The 19,315-nt window shown below is 65.5% G+C and carries 16 protein-coding genes and 1 pseudogene; 12 read left to right on the top strand and 5 right to left on the bottom strand.

Annotation, left to right across the window (positions count from 1 at the left end):
* Positions 1-79: 79 nt before the first annotated feature.
* Positions 80-511 carry an aa3-type cytochrome oxidase subunit IV gene (gene ctaF / locus JIM94_RS05955; RefSeq protein ID WP_200254504.1) on the bottom strand — a complete coding sequence of 144 codons (432 nt, stop codon included), beginning with the start codon at positions 509-511 and terminating at the stop codon, positions 80-82.
* Positions 512-527: 16 nt separating this feature from the next.
* Positions 528-1,664 (bottom strand): aa3-type cytochrome oxidase subunit II, encoded by a 1,137-nt coding sequence (gene ctaC / locus JIM94_RS05960; RefSeq protein WP_200254506.1) that lies wholly within the window; start codon positions 1,662-1,664, stop codon positions 528-530.
* 532 nt (positions 1,665-2,196) lie between these two features.
* Between ctaC and asnB the strand changes: the two genes are divergently transcribed.
* Positions 2,197-4,119 carry an asparagine synthase (glutamine-hydrolyzing) gene (gene asnB / locus JIM94_RS05965; RefSeq protein ID WP_200254508.1) on the top strand — a complete coding sequence of 641 codons (1,923 nt, stop codon included), beginning with the start codon at positions 2,197-2,199 and terminating at the stop codon, positions 4,117-4,119.
* A 183-nt stretch (positions 4,120-4,302) separates the two neighbouring features.
* Here asnB and JIM94_RS05970 read toward each other — a convergent pair whose 3' ends face one another.
* Entirely contained in the window at positions 4,303-4,647 is a 345-nt protein-coding gene (locus JIM94_RS05970) for a HesB/IscA family protein (protein ID WP_200254510.1), read from the bottom strand.
* 273 nt (positions 4,648-4,920) lie between these two features.
* Here JIM94_RS05970 and JIM94_RS05975 point away from each other — a divergent pair, with 273 nt between their 5' ends.
* The 4 genes from JIM94_RS05975 (at position 4,921) to JIM94_RS05990 (ending at position 8,200) form a co-directional block, all read left to right on the top strand.
* Positions 4,921-5,664, top strand: a complete 744-nt coding sequence (locus tag JIM94_RS05975) for a DUF3043 domain-containing protein (RefSeq protein WP_200254512.1) — start codon at positions 4,921-4,923, stop codon at positions 5,662-5,664.
* 14 nt (positions 5,665-5,678) lie between these two features.
* The gene (locus tag JIM94_RS05980) at positions 5,679-6,206 is read left to right on the top strand and encodes a bifunctional adenosylcobinamide kinase/adenosylcobinamide-phosphate guanylyltransferase (RefSeq protein WP_200254514.1); all 528 of its coding nucleotides are present in this window, start codon (positions 5,679-5,681) and stop codon (positions 6,204-6,206) included.
* A gap of 99 nt (positions 6,207-6,305) precedes the next feature.
* Entirely contained in the window at positions 6,306-7,349 is a 1,044-nt protein-coding gene (gene cobT, locus JIM94_RS05985; RefSeq protein WP_200254516.1) for a nicotinate-nucleotide--dimethylbenzimidazole phosphoribosyltransferase, read from the top strand.
* Positions 7,350-7,351: 2 nt separating this feature from the next.
* Positions 7,352-8,200 (top strand): adenosylcobinamide-GDP ribazoletransferase, encoded by an 849-nt coding sequence (locus tag JIM94_RS05990; protein WP_200254518.1) that lies wholly within the window; start codon positions 7,352-7,354, stop codon positions 8,198-8,200.
* Positions 8,201-8,249: 49 nt separating this feature from the next.
* Here the strand turns inward: JIM94_RS05990 and JIM94_RS05995 are convergent, their stop codons facing one another.
* Positions 8,250-9,368 (bottom strand): branched-chain amino acid aminotransferase, encoded by a 1,119-nt coding sequence (locus tag JIM94_RS05995; RefSeq protein ID WP_200254520.1) that lies wholly within the window; start codon positions 9,366-9,368, stop codon positions 8,250-8,252.
* 188 nt (positions 9,369-9,556) lie between these two features.
* On the opposite strand from JIM94_RS05995, the gene JIM94_RS06000 reads away from it, so the two are divergent.
* Positions 9,557-11,050 carry a leucyl aminopeptidase gene (locus tag JIM94_RS06000; protein WP_200254522.1) on the top strand — a complete coding sequence of 498 codons (1,494 nt, stop codon included), beginning with the start codon at positions 9,557-9,559 and terminating at the stop codon, positions 11,048-11,050.
* Positions 11,051-11,140: 90 nt separating this feature from the next.
* Here JIM94_RS06000 and JIM94_RS06005 read toward each other — a convergent pair whose 3' ends face one another.
* Positions 11,141-11,536, bottom strand: a complete 396-nt coding sequence (locus tag JIM94_RS06005; RefSeq protein WP_200254524.1) for an oxidoreductase — start codon at positions 11,534-11,536, stop codon at positions 11,141-11,143.
* A 144-nt stretch (positions 11,537-11,680) separates the two neighbouring features.
* Between JIM94_RS06005 and sucB the strand changes: the two are divergent.
* The 6 genes and pseudogenes from sucB to JIM94_RS06035 form a co-directional block, all read left to right on the top strand.
* Positions 11,681-13,678, top strand: a pseudogene (sucB, locus tag JIM94_RS06010) (2-oxoglutarate dehydrogenase, E2 component, dihydrolipoamide succinyltransferase); the annotation flags it as partial.
* A 297-nt stretch (positions 13,679-13,975) separates the two neighbouring features.
* A complete protein-coding gene (locus JIM94_RS06015; protein WP_200253016.1) occupies positions 13,976-14,581 on the top strand; it encodes a WHG domain-containing protein in 606 nt (201 codons plus the stop codon).
* 41 nt (positions 14,582-14,622) lie between these two features.
* Entirely contained in the window at positions 14,623-15,402 is a 780-nt protein-coding gene (gene lipB / locus JIM94_RS06020; protein WP_200253018.1) for a lipoyl(octanoyl) transferase LipB, read from the top strand.
* A gap of 44 nt (positions 15,403-15,446) precedes the next feature.
* On the top strand, positions 15,447-16,514 hold the full coding sequence (gene lipA, locus JIM94_RS06025; protein ID WP_200253020.1) for a lipoyl synthase: 1,068 nt from the start codon (positions 15,447-15,449) through the stop codon (positions 16,512-16,514).
* A 66-nt stretch (positions 16,515-16,580) separates the two neighbouring features.
* Positions 16,581-17,354 (top strand): DUF4191 domain-containing protein, encoded by a 774-nt coding sequence (locus JIM94_RS06030; protein ID WP_200253022.1) that lies wholly within the window; start codon positions 16,581-16,583, stop codon positions 17,352-17,354.
* Between the two features lie 299 nt (positions 17,355-17,653).
* The gene (locus JIM94_RS06035; protein ID WP_200253024.1) at positions 17,654-19,273 is read left to right on the top strand and encodes an aspartate:alanine exchanger family transporter; all 1,620 of its coding nucleotides are present in this window, start codon (positions 17,654-17,656) and stop codon (positions 19,271-19,273) included.
* Positions 19,274-19,315: the final 42 nt, after the last annotated feature.

Genomic DNA, 19,315 nt, shown 5'->3' on the forward strand with positions numbered 1-19,315 from the left:
GCAACCAAGAGGCGCCCCATCCCGTGACGGGATGGGGCGCCTCTTGGTTGTCCCCCGGAAGGCTGGAGGTTCTTTTACGTCAGTGCTTCTCGCGCGGCACGCCGTACTGGAGGTTGAGCAGGGTGGCGAAGAGGATCAGCAGGACCGCGCCGATGGCGATCAGCCAGTAGGCCATGAAGACGATGCCGTAACCGAGAACCGCGATGGAACAGGTCATGGCGAACGGCCAGATCGATGACGGGCTGAAGAAACCGAGCATTCCGGAACCGTCCTCGACCTCGGCCTCCTCCCAGTCCTGCGGAAGGATGTCCATGCGCCGCTCGGTGAAGTGGAAGTACGCGCCGAGCATCAGGGCGAGGCCGGCCGACAGAGCGAGGCCCGTGGCACCGGCCCACTCGAGACCCTGGACATTCGCGGAATCGTTCAGGTGCATCGTGGCCACGACGTAGATCACGGCCATGATCGCCATGAAGACGGTGATCCCGTAGAAGATCTTGGAGGCATTCCTCATTGTTGGTCAGCTCCCTTTAGAGTGCGGTCTTGTTGAGGTCGACGGTGTTGCTTCCGGGGCTGACGGAGCGGGTGTCCGTGCGTCCGGGAAGGAACGGGCTGGTACTGGTCGCGTAGGGAGCTTCGCCGATGGCCTTCAGTGCCTCGGAGTTCGGGGCGTCCGGGTTGTCCATGCGGTACCGCAGGTACTCGGTGAAGCGCTCGGGCGAGACGACGCGGATCTCGAGGTTCATCATCGCGTGGTAGGTACCGCACATCTCGGCGCAGCGTCCGACGAATGCACCCTCCTCCTCGATCTTCTCGACCTGGAAGCGACGCTCGGAGAGGTTCGCCTCCGGATGCGGGAAGGCGTCCCGCTTGAAGAGGAACTCGGGGATCCAGAAGGAGTGGACGACGTCAGCGGAAGCCAGGTCGAACTCGATGGCCGTCTGCGACGGGAGAACCAGGACCGGAACCTCTTCGGTGGAACCGACGGTCTCGATCTTGTTGAAGTGCAGGTAGCTCAGATCGGAGGCGGGCTTGCCGTGGATCGGTCCGGCCTCCCCCGACTGGTGGGCCTCACCCTCGGCCCCACGGGTCGTCTCGAACCCCTCGTGCTGCTCGGCGGCAGCCTGACGGGCCTGATCGGTTCCGTCGTAGAGGCTTCCGGTCGGGGACAGCTCCGCGGCGACCTCGCCGTAGCCGAACTTCCAGTTCCACTGGAAGGCCGTCACGTCGACGGTGACCTTCGGGTCCTTGTCCAGGGCCGTGACCTTGTCCTGCGTCTGAACGGTGAAGAAGAAGATGGTGAGGACGATGAGGATCGGCATCACGGTCAGCACGAGTTCAACCGGGACGTTGTAACCGACCTGCTTCGGGAACTCACCCTTGCCCTGCTTCTCCGCACGCTTCGCGGAGAACACGAAGAGCGAGTAGAGCATGAGGCCCCACATGACGGCACCGATGATCCAGGCCGCGACCCAGATCCAGACCCAGAAATTACCCATGGCCGTCGCCTCGGGGGTGATGCCCTCCGGCCACCCGAAGCGCAGGAGATGACCGATGGTGCCGCCGGGTGCCGCGACGTCACAGCCGGTCAGTGCAAGACTGCCCGCACCGATGGTGCCTGCGAGCATCGCCTTGCGCCTGAAACCACGCTTGTTTCGCTGTTCCACGTGTGTCTGCCTTCCTGTCCACACTAAAAATGTAAGGACGTCTACGCCCTTCCTAACTTCGCAGACTATCGCATCCGGCCATGGAATCCACGCCGTCCGCGTTCGCTGCACCTGCGCGACCTTCGCACGCCTGATAAAACAGTCAGGATTTTACTGCATGCGCCATGGTCAGACCCAACACGAACCCCTTTTCCTGTTAGGCAACTCACACAGCGTCATCCTTGTGGATACCCTCAAATGGGCGAATCGGTCGCCCCATCACCACTTGTGTCACCTTGCGCGTTCAGATGACGTGAATTCTCCACCCCCATCAGGAAACAGGGTTCATCGCCCCCCGCAGCCACCCCCGACCACCATTCCGTCATTCGTCGTCCCCACCCGGGAGGAACGCGGTGCGGACAGCGACCCGCACCGGCGGGAGTACTGCACGAAACATGTGGCGCCACACCCAAGTACAGTGATCCCAGTGAGTCCGGCGCTTGCCCCGGACACCCGAATACCCCGGCCCCAACAGGAAGAAGGACAACCGGCAATGTGCGGTCTACTTGGAATGCTCACGTCAGGCGGAAACGCCGGAGCATACGTGACAGCTGTCGAGCGGGCACTGCCCTGCATGCGGCACCGCGGCCCGGATGAGGACGGTACCTGGCACGATGGGTCGGCCGTCTTCGGCTTCAACCGACTGTCGATCATCGACATCGCGCACTCGCACCAGCCGATCTCCTGGGGGCCGGAGGGCGAGGACGACCGTTACACGATGACCTTCAACGGGGAGATCTACAACTATCTCGAGCTACGGAGGGAACTGGAGGACGCGGGTTACTCGTTCGCGACATCCGGCGACGGCGAACCGATCCTGGTCGGGTTCCACCACTGGGGTGCGGATGTCGTGAACCATCTCCGCGGCATGTTCGCCATCGCCATATGGGACACGGTCGAACACGAACTCTTCCTCGCACGTGACCCCTTCGGCATCAAGCCCCTCTTCTACGCGACGACCGATCACGGGACGGTGTTCGCCAGCGAGAAGAAGTGCATCCTCGAGATGGGTCCGGCGATCGGTCTGGATCCGGCACTGGACGACCGGGCCATCGAACACTACGTCGATCTCCAGTACGTTCCGGAGCCGGAAACCCTCCACACCGGGATCCGACGCCTCGAATCCGGCTGCACCGCGACCGTGACACCGGGGGGCGAGGTCTCCCAGACCAGATACTTCCGCCCCCAGTTCCCCGCACGCCCCGTCACCAAGGACCGCGAGCAGGACCTGTTCGACCGGATCGCCGCAGCCCTCGAGGACTCCGTCGCGAAGCACATGCGTGCGGACGTCACCGTCGGCTCATTCCTGTCCGGGGGAATCGACTCCACCGCCATCGCCGCTCTGGCGAAGCGACACAACCCGAACCTGCTGACCTTCACCACCGGATTCGAACGGGACGGGTACTCGGAGGTCGATGTCGCCGCGGAATCCGCGGAGGCGATCGGGGCGGAGCACATCGTCAAGGTCGTGTCACCGCAGGAGTACGTCGAAGCGGTACCGAAGATCATGTGGTACCTCGACGACCCGGTGGCCGACCCGTCCCTGGTGCCCCTCTATTTCGTCGCGGCCGAGGCCCGGAAGCACGTCAAGGTCGTCCTCTCCGGGGAGGGCGCGGACGAACTGTTCGGTGGCTACACCATCTACAGGGAACCTCTGTCACTGGCCCCCTTCGACAGGATCCCCGGGCCGCTGAAGAAGGCTCTGGCGATGTTCTCACGGACCCTGCCGGACGGAATGAAGGGAAAGTCACTTCTCGAACGCGGGACCACGCCGATGGAGCAGCGGTACTACGGCAACGCGCGCTCCTTCAACTGGGAACAGCTCCGGCGTGTGCTTCCCGACGCCCGCCGCGACTGGGATCACACGGACGTCACGGCCCCCATCTACGCGGAGTCAACGCACATGGATCCGGTGGCCCGGATGCAGCACCTCGACCTGTTCACCTGGATGCGGGGAGACATCCTCGTCAAGGCCGACAAGATCACCATGGCGAACTCGCTGGAGCTACGCGTCCCGTTCCTCGACCGCGAGGTCTTCGCCGTCGCCGAAACCATCCCGCACGACCTCAAGATCGCCGAGGGAACGACGAAGTACGCCCTGCGTCGGGCCCTGGAACAGATCGTCCCTCCCCATGTCCTGCACCGCAGGAAACTCGGTTTCCCGGTCCCCATGCGGCACTGGCTCGCCGGTGAGGAACTCCACGGCTGGGCACTGGACACCATCAACGCCTCGGGTACGGAGCACATCTTCAACATCCCCGCTGTCCGTGAGATGCTCGCCGAACACCGCCGAGGAGTCTCCGACCATTCCCGCAGACTGTGGACCGTCCTCGCCTTCATGATCTGGCACGGCATCTTCGTCGAGGACCGGATCCACCCCGACATCGAGGAACGCGACTACCCGGTCGAGCTCTGACACAGCGGCCTCGAAGGAGGACCCCACCAGGGCGGTCCCCGGCCCCGTGCCCGGGGACGTCAGCCGCTGCCCCGTCGTGCGTTCCCTCCGTCCGGGGACGGAGGGAACGCACAGAGAACGCCCCCGACCCGGAAACAACGGGTCGGGGGCGTTCTCTGTGCGTTCCCGTGATTGAACCGGGAGTCAGTTGAATGAGTCCCCGCAGGCGCACGAGCCGGAGGCGTTCGGGTTGTCGATGGTGAATCCCTGGGACTCGATCGTGTCGGCGAAGTCGATCCGGGCACCGTTGAGGTAGGGCACGCTCATCTTGTCGACGACGAGTCGGACACCACCGATGATGTCGACCTTGTCCCCGTCGAGGTCACGGTCATCGAAGTAGAGCTGGTAGCGCAAACCTGCGCAGCCGCCGGGCTGCACGGCGATTCGCAGGGACAGGTCATCGCGACCCTCCTGATCGAGCAGCGCCTTGGCCTTGGCTGCCGCAGCGTCAGTGAGGATCACACCGGTGCTGGTCTCGGGTGCGGTCATGTCGGTGTCTCTCCTTGATAGGTGGCACCCGTTGCCGGGTGACGTAGAACTCGTGTGCACCACCGTACTACTGCGTCGGGTGCCGGTGCATACGGCGGGGTACCGCGGGGACGGACGGCACGGCACCCGGGCCGCTGATCCGGGTGCCGCTCCCCCGCACCCTGTCACGCGTCCGTGGCCGTCGATCTCCGGGATCGGTGGTGTACCCGGTGTCAACGCATCCGGGTCCGCCCGTATTCCCGGTCGCCGAATGGCCCCTGTACCCTTGAACGCGTGAAACTACCCTGGCAGAAAACCTCGAGCACCGACGCCGACGGCTCGACGCGGTCCAACCCCACCGGGGCGGGTTCCGCCGACGGGCACGGCACATCCCCGTCCTCCTCAGACTCCGGTTCCGAACATTCCGCGCTCCCCAAGGGGTACACGCCCCCCAAGGGGCGCCCGACGCCGAAGCGCAGGGAGGTTGAACGCGAGAAGGGCATCATCCGGGAATCCCCGGACACCCCGCAGACGCTCCGGCAGATGCGGGAACGGAAGAAGGCCCTGAAGGCCTCGATGTCGAAGGAAGAGTACAAGGCGTACAAGAAGCGTGAGCGTGACGAGCGTGCCGCCCGGAGACGCGAGGTCCAGAAGCACATCGATGCCGGCGACGACCGTTATCTCCAGGACCGTGACAAGGGCGACGAACGACGTTTCGCACGGGACTGGGTGGACAGTCACCGTTTCCTCAACTCGATGTTCATGCCCGTGGCGCTGGTTCTCCTCGTGGTGATGTTCACCTCCCAGTACTATCCCGCACTAGCGAACGTGCTCTCACTGCTCGCCATGGGCGTGATCCTGATGTTCTTCATCGAGGGTTTCATCATCGGCCGCCGGGTCAACCGCGCCACCAGGGAGCGTTTCCCGGGTAGCACCGCGCCCGGCGCATCCCTCGGTTTCTACGCCTACACGCGTTCGACGCAACCGAGGAAACTGCGCAGCCCGAAGCCGCGCGTCAACGTCGGCGACGAAATCTGACGGGGCGGCGCGCCGTGCGTACGCTCGTTCTCGGGGGAGCGCGATCGGGTAAGTCCGCTCACGCGGAGGGTCTGGTGCCGGATGACGCCGCCGGGGTGACCTATGTGGCGACCGCACGTCCCTTTCCCGGTGACCGGGACTTCTCGGAGCGGATCCGGGAACACGTGGAACGACGCCCGGCGCACTGGCGCACCGTGGACACCGTTGACGCGGTCGATGTCCTGACGGATCCCCCTCCGGGGTGGATCATCGTCGACGACGTGGGAACCTGGTTGACGCACACCATCGACGCCGCGGACGCCTGGGAGGCACCCCGTGGCACAGTCTCACCGCGGTGCCGGGACCTGGTGTCCGCGGTGGACCGGCTACCGGACGGCTCTGACCTCGTACTCGTGTCACCCGAGGTCGGGATGGGCGTCATCCCGGAGCATCGTTCAGCCCGGTTGTTCCGGGACGAGATCGGAAAACTGAACGGTGAACTCGCCCGGGTCTGCGACCGGACCGTGCTGGTGGTCGCCGGGATCCCGCTAGTCTTGGGGTGAAGGGCGCGGGCGGTCCCACCGTGGAACCGGGACACCCCGGAGACAGTTCCGCCTCCCCCTCCCCACCGTTTCACCATGCCCGCACGAGGAGACACCCCAATGACCGGAACCCCGCTCTTTCCACCGGTGAGTCCACCTGACGCAGAAAGCCGTGCCACGGCTTTCAGTCATCAGCTGACGCTCACGAAGCCCGGTGGCTCCCTCGGACGTCTCGAGGAGATCGGGGCATGGCTCGCGGCGTGCCAGGGGTGCTGTCCCCCGGACCGGATCACCGATCCTTCGGTCGTCGTGTTCGCGGGTGACCACGGTGTCGCGGCACACGGTGTCTCCGCGTTCCCCGCGGAGGTTTCTCTCCAGATGGCGCAGAACATCGGGGAGACGGGGGGCGCCGGGGTGAATGTACTGGCCCGTGCCGCAGGAGCCCGTGTCCGCGTCGCCGATGTGTCGCTCGACCATGACGCGGACGGCCCGGACAGGGTCCGGCGGAGCTGCGGAGCCATCGATGTCGAGGACGCGATGACCGCCACGGAGACGGCGCAGGCGATTCAGGTGGGGACACGGATCGCCGACCGGGAGATCGATTCCGGCGCGGATCTGCTCATCGCGGGTGATCTGGGTATCGGCAACACCACTCCGTCCGCCGTGTTGATCGGGTTGGCCACCGGCACGGAGCCGGTCGTCGTGGTCGGACGTGGCAGCGGTATCGACGACGAGGGCTGGAAACGGAAGACGGCCGCCGTACGGGACGCGATGTTCCGGGCCCGTGACCTCAAACATGACCCGGTTGCGGTTCTGCGCGCCGTGTCATCACCCGACATCACGGCGATGGCCGGTTTCCTCGCCCAGGCCGCCGTCCGACGGACCCCGGTGATTCTCGATGGTGTCGTGGTGACGGCCGCGGCACTGTGGGCGGAACGTCTCGCACCCGGGGCCGCGGAGTGGTGGATGGCCGGCCACCGCAGCGTCGAGCCCGCACACGGTATCGCACTCGCGCATCTGGGCAAACAGCCGATCCTGGACCTGGGGATGCGTCTCGGGGAAGGATCCGGGGCCGCTGCGGCACTGCCGTTGGTACGGGTCGCGGTCGATGTGATGCGGGACATGACGACGTTCGAGTCGGCCGGTGTCTCCGGTGCGAACTGACCGTGTCGGGTAAAGCGGTCGGGACCACCGGTGAACACGGTCCCGCGGTGCGGGAGGGTCTGTCGACGGCGTTGAGCTGGCTGACGGTGCTGCCGTTCAGAGGGGCGGAGGTCTTCGACCGGACGACCGGAAGACGTGCGATGGCGGCGCTCCCCGTCCCCGGTCTGATCCTGGGACTGACGGCCGCCGTCCTCGCTGTCGTGTGCCACCGGGTGGGATTCAGCCCGGTGCTCACCGCCGTCCTGTGCGTCGTGTCCTGGGAGCTGCTGACCCGGATGATGCACCTGGACGGTCTCGCGGATGTCGGGGACGCGCTGGGGTCCTACGCCGCACCGGAACGGGCCAGGGAGATCATCGCGGACCGCTACACGGGTGCACTGGGCATGGGCGCGGTGCTCCTGGCGCTCGGGCTCCAGGTCGCGGTCCTGTCCGACCTCATCGCTCTTCCCCACCCCGGCGCCGGGCCACTGGTCACAGCTGTGCTCCCGGCGCTGTCCAGGATGTCGGCGATGGTGGGGTGCAGCCGGTTGTTCCGACCGTTCTCCACAACCGGATTCGGTGCGCTGATCATCGGCACCGTTCCCCTGCGGTGGATCATCTTCTGGTGGGTGGGCCTCACCGCCGCCACCGGGGTCGCCGGTGCGGTTCTTCTCCCCGGGGGGATCGCCCGGGCGGTCACCGCCGGGGTGGCTGCAGGAGGTGCCGGGGGCGCGCTGTTCGCGTGGTCCTTCGCCCGGCACCTGAGTCGCCGCCTCGGCGGATTGAACGGGGACTGCATGGGTGCGCTGATCGAACTGACCACGGCGGTGTGTGGTCTGACCACGCTCGCCGTCGTGCTGTGGCTGCCGTGAGGGACATCCAGCGCACCCGCACCGTCGAGACGAACGAGCGGAGCAGCATCTAGTCGACGAGCGTGTGCAGCCAGCCGTGGGTGTCCTCGACCTCCCCCTTCTGGATGCCGGTGAGGATCGCCCTCAGCTTCATCGTGATGTCGCCGGATCCGCCGTCCGCTATGTCGAAGTCCCCCTGCGCACTCTTCACGTGGCCGACCGGGGTGATCACGGCCGCGGTTCCGCAGGCGAACACCTCCTTGAGCTCACCGGAGGCCGCATCGTTGCGCCACTGCTCCGTGGAGATACGGAACTCCTCGGTGCGGTAGCCCTGATCCTTCGCAACCTGGAGCAGGGAACGCCGGGTGACGCCCGGGAGCAGTGAACCGGAGAGCGCCGGGGTGGCGACGGTGATGTCACCGGGTTCGGTCGCGCCGTCCGCACCGTAGACGAAGAAGAGGTTCATGCCCCCCATCTCCTCCACGTAGGAGTGCTCGATGGCGTCGAGCCACACGACCTGGTCGCAGCCCTTCTCCGCGGCCTGTGCCTGTGCCTGGAGGGAGGCGGCGTAGTTGCCGGCGAACTTCGCCGCCCCGGTGCCACCGGGGCAGGCCCGGACGAAGTCCTCGCACAGCCAGACGGAGACGGGGTTGACGCCGCCGCTGAAGTACGCGCCGGCGGGTGAGGCGATGACGGCGTAGGTGTAGCTGTCGGAGGGGTGCACACCGAGGGTGCTCTCGGTCGCGATCATGAAGGGGCGGAGGTACAGGGATTCCTCCCCTCCGGCGGCGGGAACCCAGTCGCGGTCGATGTCGACCAGCTGGCGGATGGATTCGACGAACAGCTCGACCGGCAGTTCCGGCATGGCCATCCGGGCGGCGGACTGCTGCAGTCGCACACCGTTTTCCTCCGGTCGGAACGTACGGATCGAGCCGTCGGCGTGCCGGTAGGCCTTGAGCCCCTCGAAGATCGCCTGCCCGTAGTGCAGGACGGAGGTTGAGGGATCGAGGGTCAGCGGGCCGTAGGGACGGACGCGGGCATCGTGCCAGCCCCTGTCGGCGCTCCACTCGATGGTGACCATGTGGTCGGTGAAGTAGCGTCCGAATCCGGGGGCGGCGAGGATCTCGGCACGGCGTTCGGCACTGGTCGGATTATCGGTCGGGGTCACGTCGAATGTCAGGGAGTTCATGCCGATCAGGGTACACCCGGACTTTCGCGGGAACACAGGGTTCCGCCCCGTCCGGGGATCCCTCACCGGACGGGGCGGGAGAGGTCGGACTAGGCTGGTTCCGGAACCCGGAGGGGCCGTGGCCCCCGTTGCCGGCCCGACTCCCGGGTGTACCCGTCCGACGACGTCATTTCTGGAGGAATATCACTGTGACTGCCACTTTCACACTTCCCGCCCGGGGCAGTGTCCCTGCACTCGGCCTCGCGAAAAAGATCCCCGATGACACCGATGCACTGCTCGTCGCTGTTTTCGAGGGCGAGGAGGGACTTGAGCTGGCGGCCACCGGTCTGTTCGACGATGAGGTCGAGATCGCCGTGTGGCAGCAGCTCACCGCGGTCGGGGCGACCGGGTCCAGGGAGGAGATCACGAGGGTTCCCGGGCTGAGCGCCACGGGTGTGGGTACCGTCGTCGCCGTCGGTCTCGGAAGGTCCGATGATCTCGATGACGATGTACTCCGCAGGGCGGCGGGTGTCGCCGCGCGGAGTCTCCGGGGTTTCAACCGGGTCGCCACCTCCATCGGCGCTTTCGGGTTGCGTGCCGCGGTCGAGGGAATCACCCTCGGTGCCTACGACTACCGTGGCCTGAAGACCGACGAGGTCCCCGCCCGCAAGCGGACCGTCGGCGAGGTCACGTTCCTCGGCGGTGACAAGAAGGAGTTCGTCGCCGCCCAGATCACCGCGGAGGCGGTGATCCTGGCACGGGATCTCGTCAACACCCCCTCCTCCCACCTCTATCCGGAGTCCTACGCGGAGATCGCCGCGAGGGAGGCCAAGGAACACGGCGTCAAGGTCGAGATCCTCGATGACCGGCGCCTGCTGAAGGACGGGTACGGCGGCATCATGGCGGTGGGCCAGGGCTCGAGCCGCAAACCACGACTGCTGCGCCTGACCTGGTCACCGCGCAAGGCGTCGAAGTCCGTGGCACTCGTCGGTAAGGGCATCACGTTCGACACCGGCGGCATCTCCATCAAACCGGCGTCGAACATGGACCACATGATCTCCGACATGGGTGGATCGGCTGCGGTCATCGCCTCCGCCATCGCCGCCGCCCGACTGAACCTGCGGGTGAACGTCACCGCGACGGTGCCCCTGGCGGAGAACATGCCCGGCGGGGAGTCCTACCGTCCGGGTGACGTCATCACCCACTACGGTGGCACCACGTCGGAGATTCTCAACACGGACGCGGAGGGACGTCTCATTCTCGCCGATGCGATCGTGCGGGCCTGCGAGGACGAGCCCGACTATCTCATCGAGACCGCGACACTCACCGGCGCACAGTTGGTGGCCCTCGGCGTCCGGACGTCCGGCGTCATGGGGTCGGCGGAATTCCGTGACCGTATCGCCGCCCACGGCCGTGCGGTGGGTGAGAACGCGTGGGCCATGCCGATTCCCGAGGATGTCGCGGAGGGGATGAAGTCCACCGTCGCCGATCTCCGGAACATCGATCCCTCCCGCCACGGCGGAATGCTGGGGGCCGGACACTACCTCGGCACATTCGTGCCCGAGGGGGTGGAATGGGTTCACATCGACGTCGCCGGCCCGGCCTTCAACACCTCGGGTGTCTGGGGCTGCACACCGAAACGGGCGACGGGTGTTCCCGTCCGGACGATCGTCGATGCACTCACCGGAATCGCGGGAGAGTAGGTCCTTCCCGTAGGAATGACACCGGAGGGGCCCGGCCACGGTCGTGTGGCGCCGGGCCCCTCCGGTGTCTGCCGGGAAGCTGTGACGGGTTCAGGGGCGGGGGTTCTCCCCCCGTTCGAAGCGTGCCCGCCGTTCCTGTTGCTCCCGACGTTTACGGAGCAGGCGTTCACGTTCGATCCGTTCACGCATCCGTTGGGGGTATCCGGTCTCCTCCACGTCGAAGACCGGGACGCCGAGTCGCCGGGCGACGACGTCGATCCCCCTGGGGCCGCCGATGCTCCGGCGGATGAAGTCGCCGTCCGCGTCGACGAGGACCACGGACATTTCGTTGACCACGGTTTCCGGTTCAATGAACCCCTCGATGAGGGACCTCCCCTCCACCCATTTCACCAGGTCGGAGAGATCCTCTTCACGGATCGTGTCACCGGGGGCGCGCGGAGGCTTCAGCCCCGGTTTTGATTTGCTGCGACCGAATATGTTGAACACAATCAACGATTGTAGGGGGAAAATCCGGTTGTCTGTGGCCCGGAGGCCACACCTCGCGGGTCGAACCGGTACTCTCAAGTTACTAAGAGCTTTACCCGACACGACGTTTTTGAGGAGTCTGACACAATGGCGTTCTCTGTAGAGATGCCCGAACTTGGTGAATCCGTCACCGAGGGCACAATCACCCGCTGGCTCAAAGAAGTCGGTGACACGGTCGAAACCGATGAGCCGTTGCTGGAGGTCTCCACAGACAAGGTCGACACCGAGATCCCGTCCCCGGCCTCCGGTGTGCTGACCAAGATCCTCGCGGAAGAGGATGACACGGTCGACGTCGGCGCGGTCATCGCCGAAATCGGCGATTCCGCCGATGAAGCGGATGATTCCGGGTCCTCCGACGAGTCCTCGGACGAGCAGGAAGAGAAGGACGCCTCCGAGGCGACGGAGAAGACGTCCGGGTCCTCCACGAAGAGCGGCGGTTCCGGTGAGGCCACCGACGTGGAGATGCCGGAACTCGGCGAGTCGGTCACCGAAGGCACCATCACCCGCTGGCTGAAGTCCGTCGGCGACACCGTCGAGGTCGACGAAGCCCTCCTCGAGGTCTCCACCGACAAGGTCGACACCGAGGTCCCCTCCCCCGTGGCCGGCACCATCGTCGAGATCCTCGCCGAGGAGGACGACACCGTCGACGTCGGCGCGGTCATCGTCCGCATCGGCGACGGTTCAACCACCTCCGACGATTCCGGGGACTCCGATGATGAGGTCCCCTCCGAGAAGGAGATCGAGGCGTCCGAGTCCAAGGAGGACGACGACACCGTCGAGGAAGCCGCCGACGATGACTCCGACTCCGGTGAGGCCACCGACGTGGAGATGCCGGAACTCGGCGAGTCGGTCACCGAAGGCACCATCACCCGCTGGCTGAAGTCCGTCGGCGACACCGTCGAGGTCGACGAAGCCCTCCTCGAGGTCTCCACCGACAAGGTCGACACCGAGGTCCCCTCCCCCGTGGCCGGCACCATCGTCGAGATCCTCGCCGAGGAGGACGACACCGTCGACGTCGGCGCGGTCATCGTCCGCATCGGCGACGGTTCTGCGAAGTCCTCCCCGAAGAAGGAGGAGAAGCCGAAGCAGGAGAAGCCTGAAGCCGAGGAGAAGAAGCCGGAGCCGAAGCGGGAGGAGAAGCCGGAGCCGAAGCAGGAGAAGCCTGAAGCCGAGGAGAAGAAGCCGGAGCCGAAGCAGGAGAAGAAGTCCTCCGGCAACGAGTCCGTTCCCTACGTGACCCCGTTGGTGCGGAAGCTTGCCGACAAGCACGGTGTGGATCTCAATTCCGTCGAGGGAACCGGTGTAGGTGGCCGTATCCGCAAGCAGGATGTCCTGGCGGCAGCTGAGGGCGGTTCCTCCGCGGACGCAACCCCGGCGAAGGCGTCCCGCGCCTCGACCAGGTCGGTTGATCCGGAGAAGGCGAAACTGCGTGGCACCACCCAGCGGGTCAACCGGATCCGTGAGATCACGGCGAAGAAGACCCTCGAGTCGTTGCACTCCGCCGCCCAGCTGACCCAGGTCCATGAGGTGGACATGTCACGCGTCGCGGAACTGCGTAAGGCGAACAAGGCCGCGTTCCAGTCGAAGCACGGTGTGAACCTCACCTACCTCCCCTTCTTCGCGAAGGCCATGGTCGAGGCACTCGTCTCCCACCCGAACGTCAACGCCAGCTACAACGCGGAGACCAAGGAGATGACGTACCACGAGGACGTGAATCTCGGTATCGCCGTCGACACTCCCCGTGGTCTGCTGTCTCCGGTCATCCACAAGGCCCAGGACATGTCGATCCCCGAGCTGGCGAAGGCGATCGTCGATCTGGCCCAGCGTGCCCGCGACAACAAGCTCAAGCCGAGTGATCTGACCGGCGGCACGTTCACCATCACCAACATCGGTTCCGAAGGTGCCCTGACGGACACCCCGATCCTCGTTCCGCCGCAGGCCGCGATGGTCGGCACCGGTGCGATCGTGAAGCGCCCGGTCGTGGTGACCGATGAAGGGGTCGACGCGATCGCCGTCCGCCAGATGGTGTTCCTCCCGATGACCTACGATCACCAGGTCATCGACGGGGCCGATGCCGGCCGTTTCATGACGACCGTCCGCGACCGTCTCGAGACCGGTGACTTCGTGGAGGATCTGGAACTCTAGGTTCCCCCGTCCCACCACGTAGCCCCTGAAAGCCCCCACCCGACACCGGATGGGGGCTTTCCCCTTTCCGACTCCACCGGAAACCCCCCGATCTGGGGTACGCGTCAGCCTGTGTAGTTACTGAGTGAACCATGAGCAATAACTGTATGCTCATTTAGATTATTACAACCTATTTAAAGGCTTTACTCATCACTGCTCGACTTCAGCTTATATTTTCACATTTTTTGGTGCGTCACGAGTGATACATTCGGGCGTGTGAACATCCCCGCCCCTGCACTACCCTCACGCACCGCGCGAGCCGAGCAGATCATAGCGACCGCCCGAGAGATGACCGAGTCCGGTGGGTGGGATTCCCTGACGATGAGGGGTCTCGCGGAGCGAATCGGCATCAAGGCCCCCTCCCTCTACAAGCACACGGCCAACAAGGACGAGCTTCGGGCGATGCTCACCGTCGACGCCATCGAGATCATCGGCAACGTCCTCTGGGAAACACGCGACAAGAACGGACGCTTCCACCTGTCGGACCTCATGGTCGCGTTCCGGCGCGTCGCAACCGAGCAACCCCAGCTGTACCGCCTGGTGGCCAACGGAACGACCCACTGCGAGACACTCCAGTCGGACCCGTGGCGGACACTGCTGGAGGACATGCAGGAATGGGCGGGGAGCCCGGTCGCGACGATCGCGGACAATCAGCTCATCGCCATCACACTCTGGTCCTCCGCACACGGGATCGCCTGCATGGAGACGGACGGCCGGTACCCGGACACGGCGTTCGCGGACACCGTCTGGGAGACACTGATCTCCACCTTCGAGCCGTACTGCGGGCAACAGCGCTCGACCCCGTTGCCGTTCTGTCCCTGATTCAGAATCCCCGCGAAGCCGGTTGTACTGTTGTAGCCACTATGACTGCCCCCCGCCCCCCGTTCACTCCGGCCGATTCCCCCATCCGTGACTGCGGCGTTCCGCTCGAGATGCGCAGACTCGGCGAGGTGGACTACCTGGAGATGTGGCACGAGCAGGCCGCCCTCGCCGCAGCGCGGGCGGTGGATGACGTCCCGGATCAGCTGCTCATGCTGACGCACCCGTCGACGTACACCGCCGGAAAGCGGACGCAACCGTCCGACCGTCCGACCAACGGCATTCCGTGCGTCGATGTCGACCGTGGCGGCCGGATCACCTGGCACGGCCCGGGACAGCTGGTCTGTTACCCGATCATCAAGCTCTCCGAGCCGATCGACGTGGTGGATTACGTCAGGCGTGTCGAGGAGGCGCTGATCCTGGTCGTCCGTCAGCTGGGCCTGACCGACGCCGGACGCATCGACGGGCGCTCCGGGGTCTGGCTCCCCGCCTGCGGCGATCTACCCGCCAGGAAGGTCGCCGCGCTGGGCATTCGTGTCACACGGGGGGTGACCATGCACGGTCTCGCCCTGAACTGCTGCAACACACTCGAGTACTACGGACACATAGTTCCCTGCGGCATCTCCGACGCGGGTGTCACCACCCTCACGGTGGAACTCGGCCGGAGGGTGACCCCGGATGAGATGATCACCCCACTGGCGGCGGCGCTGGATGACGCCTTCTCGGGCCGCCTCACCGTCGCCGACCATTCACTGGGTAGCGCACCGGATCCGTGTGCCACCACTCCTCCGGGGCCCGCCGACCCCCCGTTTCCGGAGCGCTGACGGTACTTTTCACCGTGCCCGTTCCCCCGGGTAGGGTGGGGGCCGTGACTGTCGCACCAGAAGGACGCAAGCTGCTCAGGGTCGAGGCCCGCAACGCGCAGACCCCGATCGAGACCAAACCGCGGTGGATCCGTACGACCGCCAAAACAGGTCCCGAGTTCAAGGACATGAAGAAGCGTGTCGCCGGCGCCTCCCTCCACACGGTGTGCCAGGAGGCCGGCTGTCCCAACCTGCACGAGTGCTGGGAGTCCCGTGAGGCCACCTTCCTCATCGGCGGTTCCCAGTGTTCCCGCAGGTGTGACTTCTGCCAGATCTCCTCAGGTAGACCCGATCCCCTCGACAGGGATGAACCCCGTCGTGTCGCGGAATCCATCCGCGAGATGAAACTCAATTACGCGACCATCACCGGCGTCACCCGTGATGATCTCCCCGATGAGGGGGCCTGGCTGTACGCGGAGGTCGTCCGCAAGATCCATGAGCTCAATCCGAACACCGGTGTCGAGAACCTGACCCCGGACTTCTCCGGGAAACCCGATCTGCTCCAGGAGGTCTTCGAGGCCCGCCCGGAGGTGTTCGCGCACAACGTGGAGACGGTTCCCCGTATCTTCAAGAGGATCCGCCCCGCCTTCCGCTATGACCGTTCCCTGGACGTCATCCGGCAGGCCCGCGACTTCGGCCTGGTGACCAAGTCGAACCTGATCCTCGGAATGGGCGAGACCTACGAGGAGATCACGCAGGCGATGCAGGACCTGCGCGATGCCGGTTGCGACATCCTGACGATCACCCAGTATCTCCGGCCGGGTCCGATGTATCACCCCATCGAACGGTGGGTGAAGCCGGAGGAATTCCTCGAGCACGCGGATGCGGCGAAGGAGATGGGGTTCACCGGGGTCATGTCCGGTCCACTGGTCCGTTCCTCCTACCGTGCCGGACGTCTCTACGCCCAGACCATCGAGGCCCGCGGCGAGGAGCTGCCGGAGAATCTCGCGCATCTGAAGGAGACGACGGAGGGCACCACGGCACAGGAGGCGTCCAGCCTCCTCGGCAAGTACGGGGCCTCCCAGGACACTCCGGTGCAGAGCTTCGCGCCGTTCCAGCGCACCGGCTGCTGAGTCTTCCGTCCGGTCTCCACGGGGTCGGTGGTCACGTTTCCACCGACATAACCTATTGTTGAGGCCATGGCAGACGAGAAGAAGGCGGCCGCCAAGGCCGCGATGAAGGAAGAGAAGGCCGCGAAGCGCGCCAGGCGCAGGGAGACACGCACCCAGCTGTGGCAGGCGTTCAACATGCTGCGGAAGCAGGACAAGATGTTCCTGCCCCTGGTACTGCTCGCCATCCTCGGGCTCGGCCTCGTCGGATTCCTCATCGGTCTCCTCTGGGGTGGACAGTGGTTCATGCTTCCCATCGGGCTCATCTTCGGTGTGCTCGCCGCCCTGTGGATCTTCACCAACAGGCTGCAGAAGTCGGTCTACAGCCGTGCGGAGGGCCAGCCGGGCGCCGCCGGATGGGCGCTGGAGAATCTGCGCAGCGGTGTCGGCATGGTGTGGAAGACCCACACCGCGGTCGCCGCCACCACGCAGATGGACGCCGTGCACCGTGTCGTCGGTGTCTGCGGCATCGTTCTCGTCGGGGAAGGCGAGAAACGGCGTTTGAAGCCGCTCATCGCCCAGCAGCGCCGGCGTCTCCAGAGGATCGCCAGCCAGTATCCGGTGTACGAGATCTACGTCGGTGACGGTGAGGACGAGGTGCCCGTCGGCAAGCTCCAGCGTGCGCTCGTCCGGCTTCCGCGCAACATCAAGAAGGACGAGGTTCACTCGCTCTACGCCCGCCTTGAGGCGATGGACAACCAGCAGGGAAACCCGGGACTGCCGAAGGGCCCCATTCCGAAGGGTGGTTCCATGTCGGGACTCAACCGTCGGGCCCGCCGCGCCGCAGACCGCAAGAACAGGTAGCCACCGACGGTGGACAGGCCCCTTCCCCGATCAGGTATCCGGGGAAGGGGCCTTCGTTTGTCCCCCCGGACCGGACGGGAACCACATGTCCGCAGAACCGCCCTCTTTCAGTCGGGTGACCCCACAGCTGGACCCCACCATATGTCCGAATATGCCCGAACGGCACCCCTCGGACATAACCCCAAAGAGATGTCTTTTCCCGGGTAACTCCATTATGTGCAACTACCTGCGGATTAATGTGATACTTCCCCTAGTGAACCCGGTTGCAGACCGGACATGACCGGCGGGATCATGGAGTTGTGCAACTACTCGTCGACAATCAGCTCCTGGCCCTCCTCGTCATCATGTCGATCGGACTGGTCCTCGGCCGGCTCCGGATCGGCGGATTCAGTCTCGGTGTCGCCGCCGTCCTCTTCGTCGGCATCGGGTTCTCCACCGCCGAACCCGGGATCCAGCTCCCGCCGATCGTCTTCATCATCGGACTCTCCCTCTTCGTCTACACCATCGGACTGGAGGCCGGACCCGGTTTCTTCCGGTCCATGCGGACCACCGGTGTCCGGCACAATCTGCTCGGCGTCGGCGCGATCCTCCTCGTCTCACTGATCGCACTCGTCACCGTCCCCCTCCTGGGGATCGGCGGTGCCTCCGGAGCCGGTATGTTCACGGGCGCGATGACCAACACCCCGGCGATGGCGGCCGTCGTCGACGCGATACCCGGCATGATCAGTGATCCCGCCCGACTGGTCGAGGTCGTCGAGCTGCCCGTCGTCGCCTACTCCCTCGCCTACCCCATCGGTGTTCTCGGCGTGATCCTGTCCGTCGCCATACTCGGCAAAGTCTGGAAGGTCGACCACGACGCCGAGGCGCGGAAAGCCGGTGTGGCCCCGCAGAAACTCATCACCCGTCGTGTCCGCGTCGAACGGGACGATCTCCCCGAGGTCACCAACCTCAGAAACCGTCTCCACCTCCAGATCATCGTCTCCCGGATCGAACACAACGGAAAGCTCTTCCTCCCCGAGCCCGGCGACACGGCGGGTCCCGGTGACATCCTGTCGATCGTGGGGACGACCGAGGAGATCGAACGGGCGGCCTCCGAAATCGGCGAACTGCTTCCGGGCGACCCCACCCACGACGAACGCCTCGACTACCGCCGGATCTTCGTCTCCACGAGTTCGATGGTCGGCATTCCCCTGTCGAAACTGAACCCACGCATGCCGGGCATGCTGGTCACCCGGGTGCGACGGGGCGACGTCGACATGGTCGCCACCCCTGACACCGTTCTCCAGCTCGGAGACCGTGTCCGGGTGGTCAGCACCCACGACCGGATCGACCAGGCGACCAGACTGTTCGGTGACTCCTACAAACGACTCTCCGACATCAACCTGTTGCCGCTCCTGGCCGGTATGGCGATCGGTGTCCTCATCGGCATGATCCCGCTCCCGTTGCCCGGCGGCATCACCCTGCGGCTCGGTAGCGCCGGCGGCCCACTCGTCGTCGCACTGATCCTCGGGGCCCTCGGACGGACCGGCCGGATCGTCTGGCAGGTGCCCTACGGCGCGAACCTCGCGCTGCGCCAGTTCGGCATCACCCTCTTCCTGGCCGGAATCGGCACCACCGCGGGCGCCGGATTCAAGGAGGCCCTCGGGGACCCCGCGACACTGAAGATCATCGCGGGCGGCGCCGTACTGACTTTCGCTCTCTCCCTGTTCACCCTGTTCATCGGGCACCGGGTGATGCGGATCCCGTTCGGACAGACCGCGGGAATCGTCGCGGGGCTCCAGACACACCCCGCGGTACTGAGTTACGTCTCCGACCAGACCCGCAACGAGCTTCCCTCCATGGGGTACACCACCGTCTACCCCATGGCGATGGTCGTGAAGATCATCGCCGCCCAGGCGGTGCTGTTCATCCTGTTGTGACCCCTGCCGCAGGCACCGCCCGAAACATGAGGGGCGTGTTCC

This window comes from Corynebacterium pygosceleis (assembly GCF_016595275.2).
GTDB lineage: Bacteria > Actinomycetota > Actinomycetes > Mycobacteriales > Mycobacteriaceae > Corynebacterium > Corynebacterium pygosceleis.

Excerpts from the sequence above, each read along its gene's own strand:
- JIM94_RS05995 (WP_200254520.1), bottom strand. The coding sequence starts at position 9,368 with ATGAACTCCCTGACATTCGACGTGACCCCGACCGATAATCCGACCAGT.
- ctaF (WP_200254504.1), bottom strand. The coding sequence starts at position 511 with ATGAGGAATGCCTCCAAGATCTTCTACGGGATCACCGTCTTCATGGCG.
- cobT (WP_200254516.1), top strand. The coding sequence starts at position 6,306 with ATGACCGGAACCCCGCTCTTTCCACCGGTGAGTCCACCTGACGCAGAA.
- JIM94_RS06030 (WP_200253022.1), top strand. The coding sequence starts at position 16,581 with ATGGCAGACGAGAAGAAGGCGGCCGCCAAGGCCGCGATGAAGGAAGAG.
- asnB (WP_200254508.1), top strand. The coding sequence starts at position 2,197 with ATGTGCGGTCTACTTGGAATGCTCACGTCAGGCGGAAACGCCGGAGCA.
- lipB (WP_200253018.1), top strand. The coding sequence starts at position 14,623 with ATGACTGCCCCCCGCCCCCCGTTCACTCCGGCCGATTCCCCCATCCGT.
- JIM94_RS05970 (WP_200254510.1), bottom strand. The coding sequence starts at position 4,647 with ATGACCGCACCCGAGACCAGCACCGGTGTGATCCTCACTGACGCTGCG.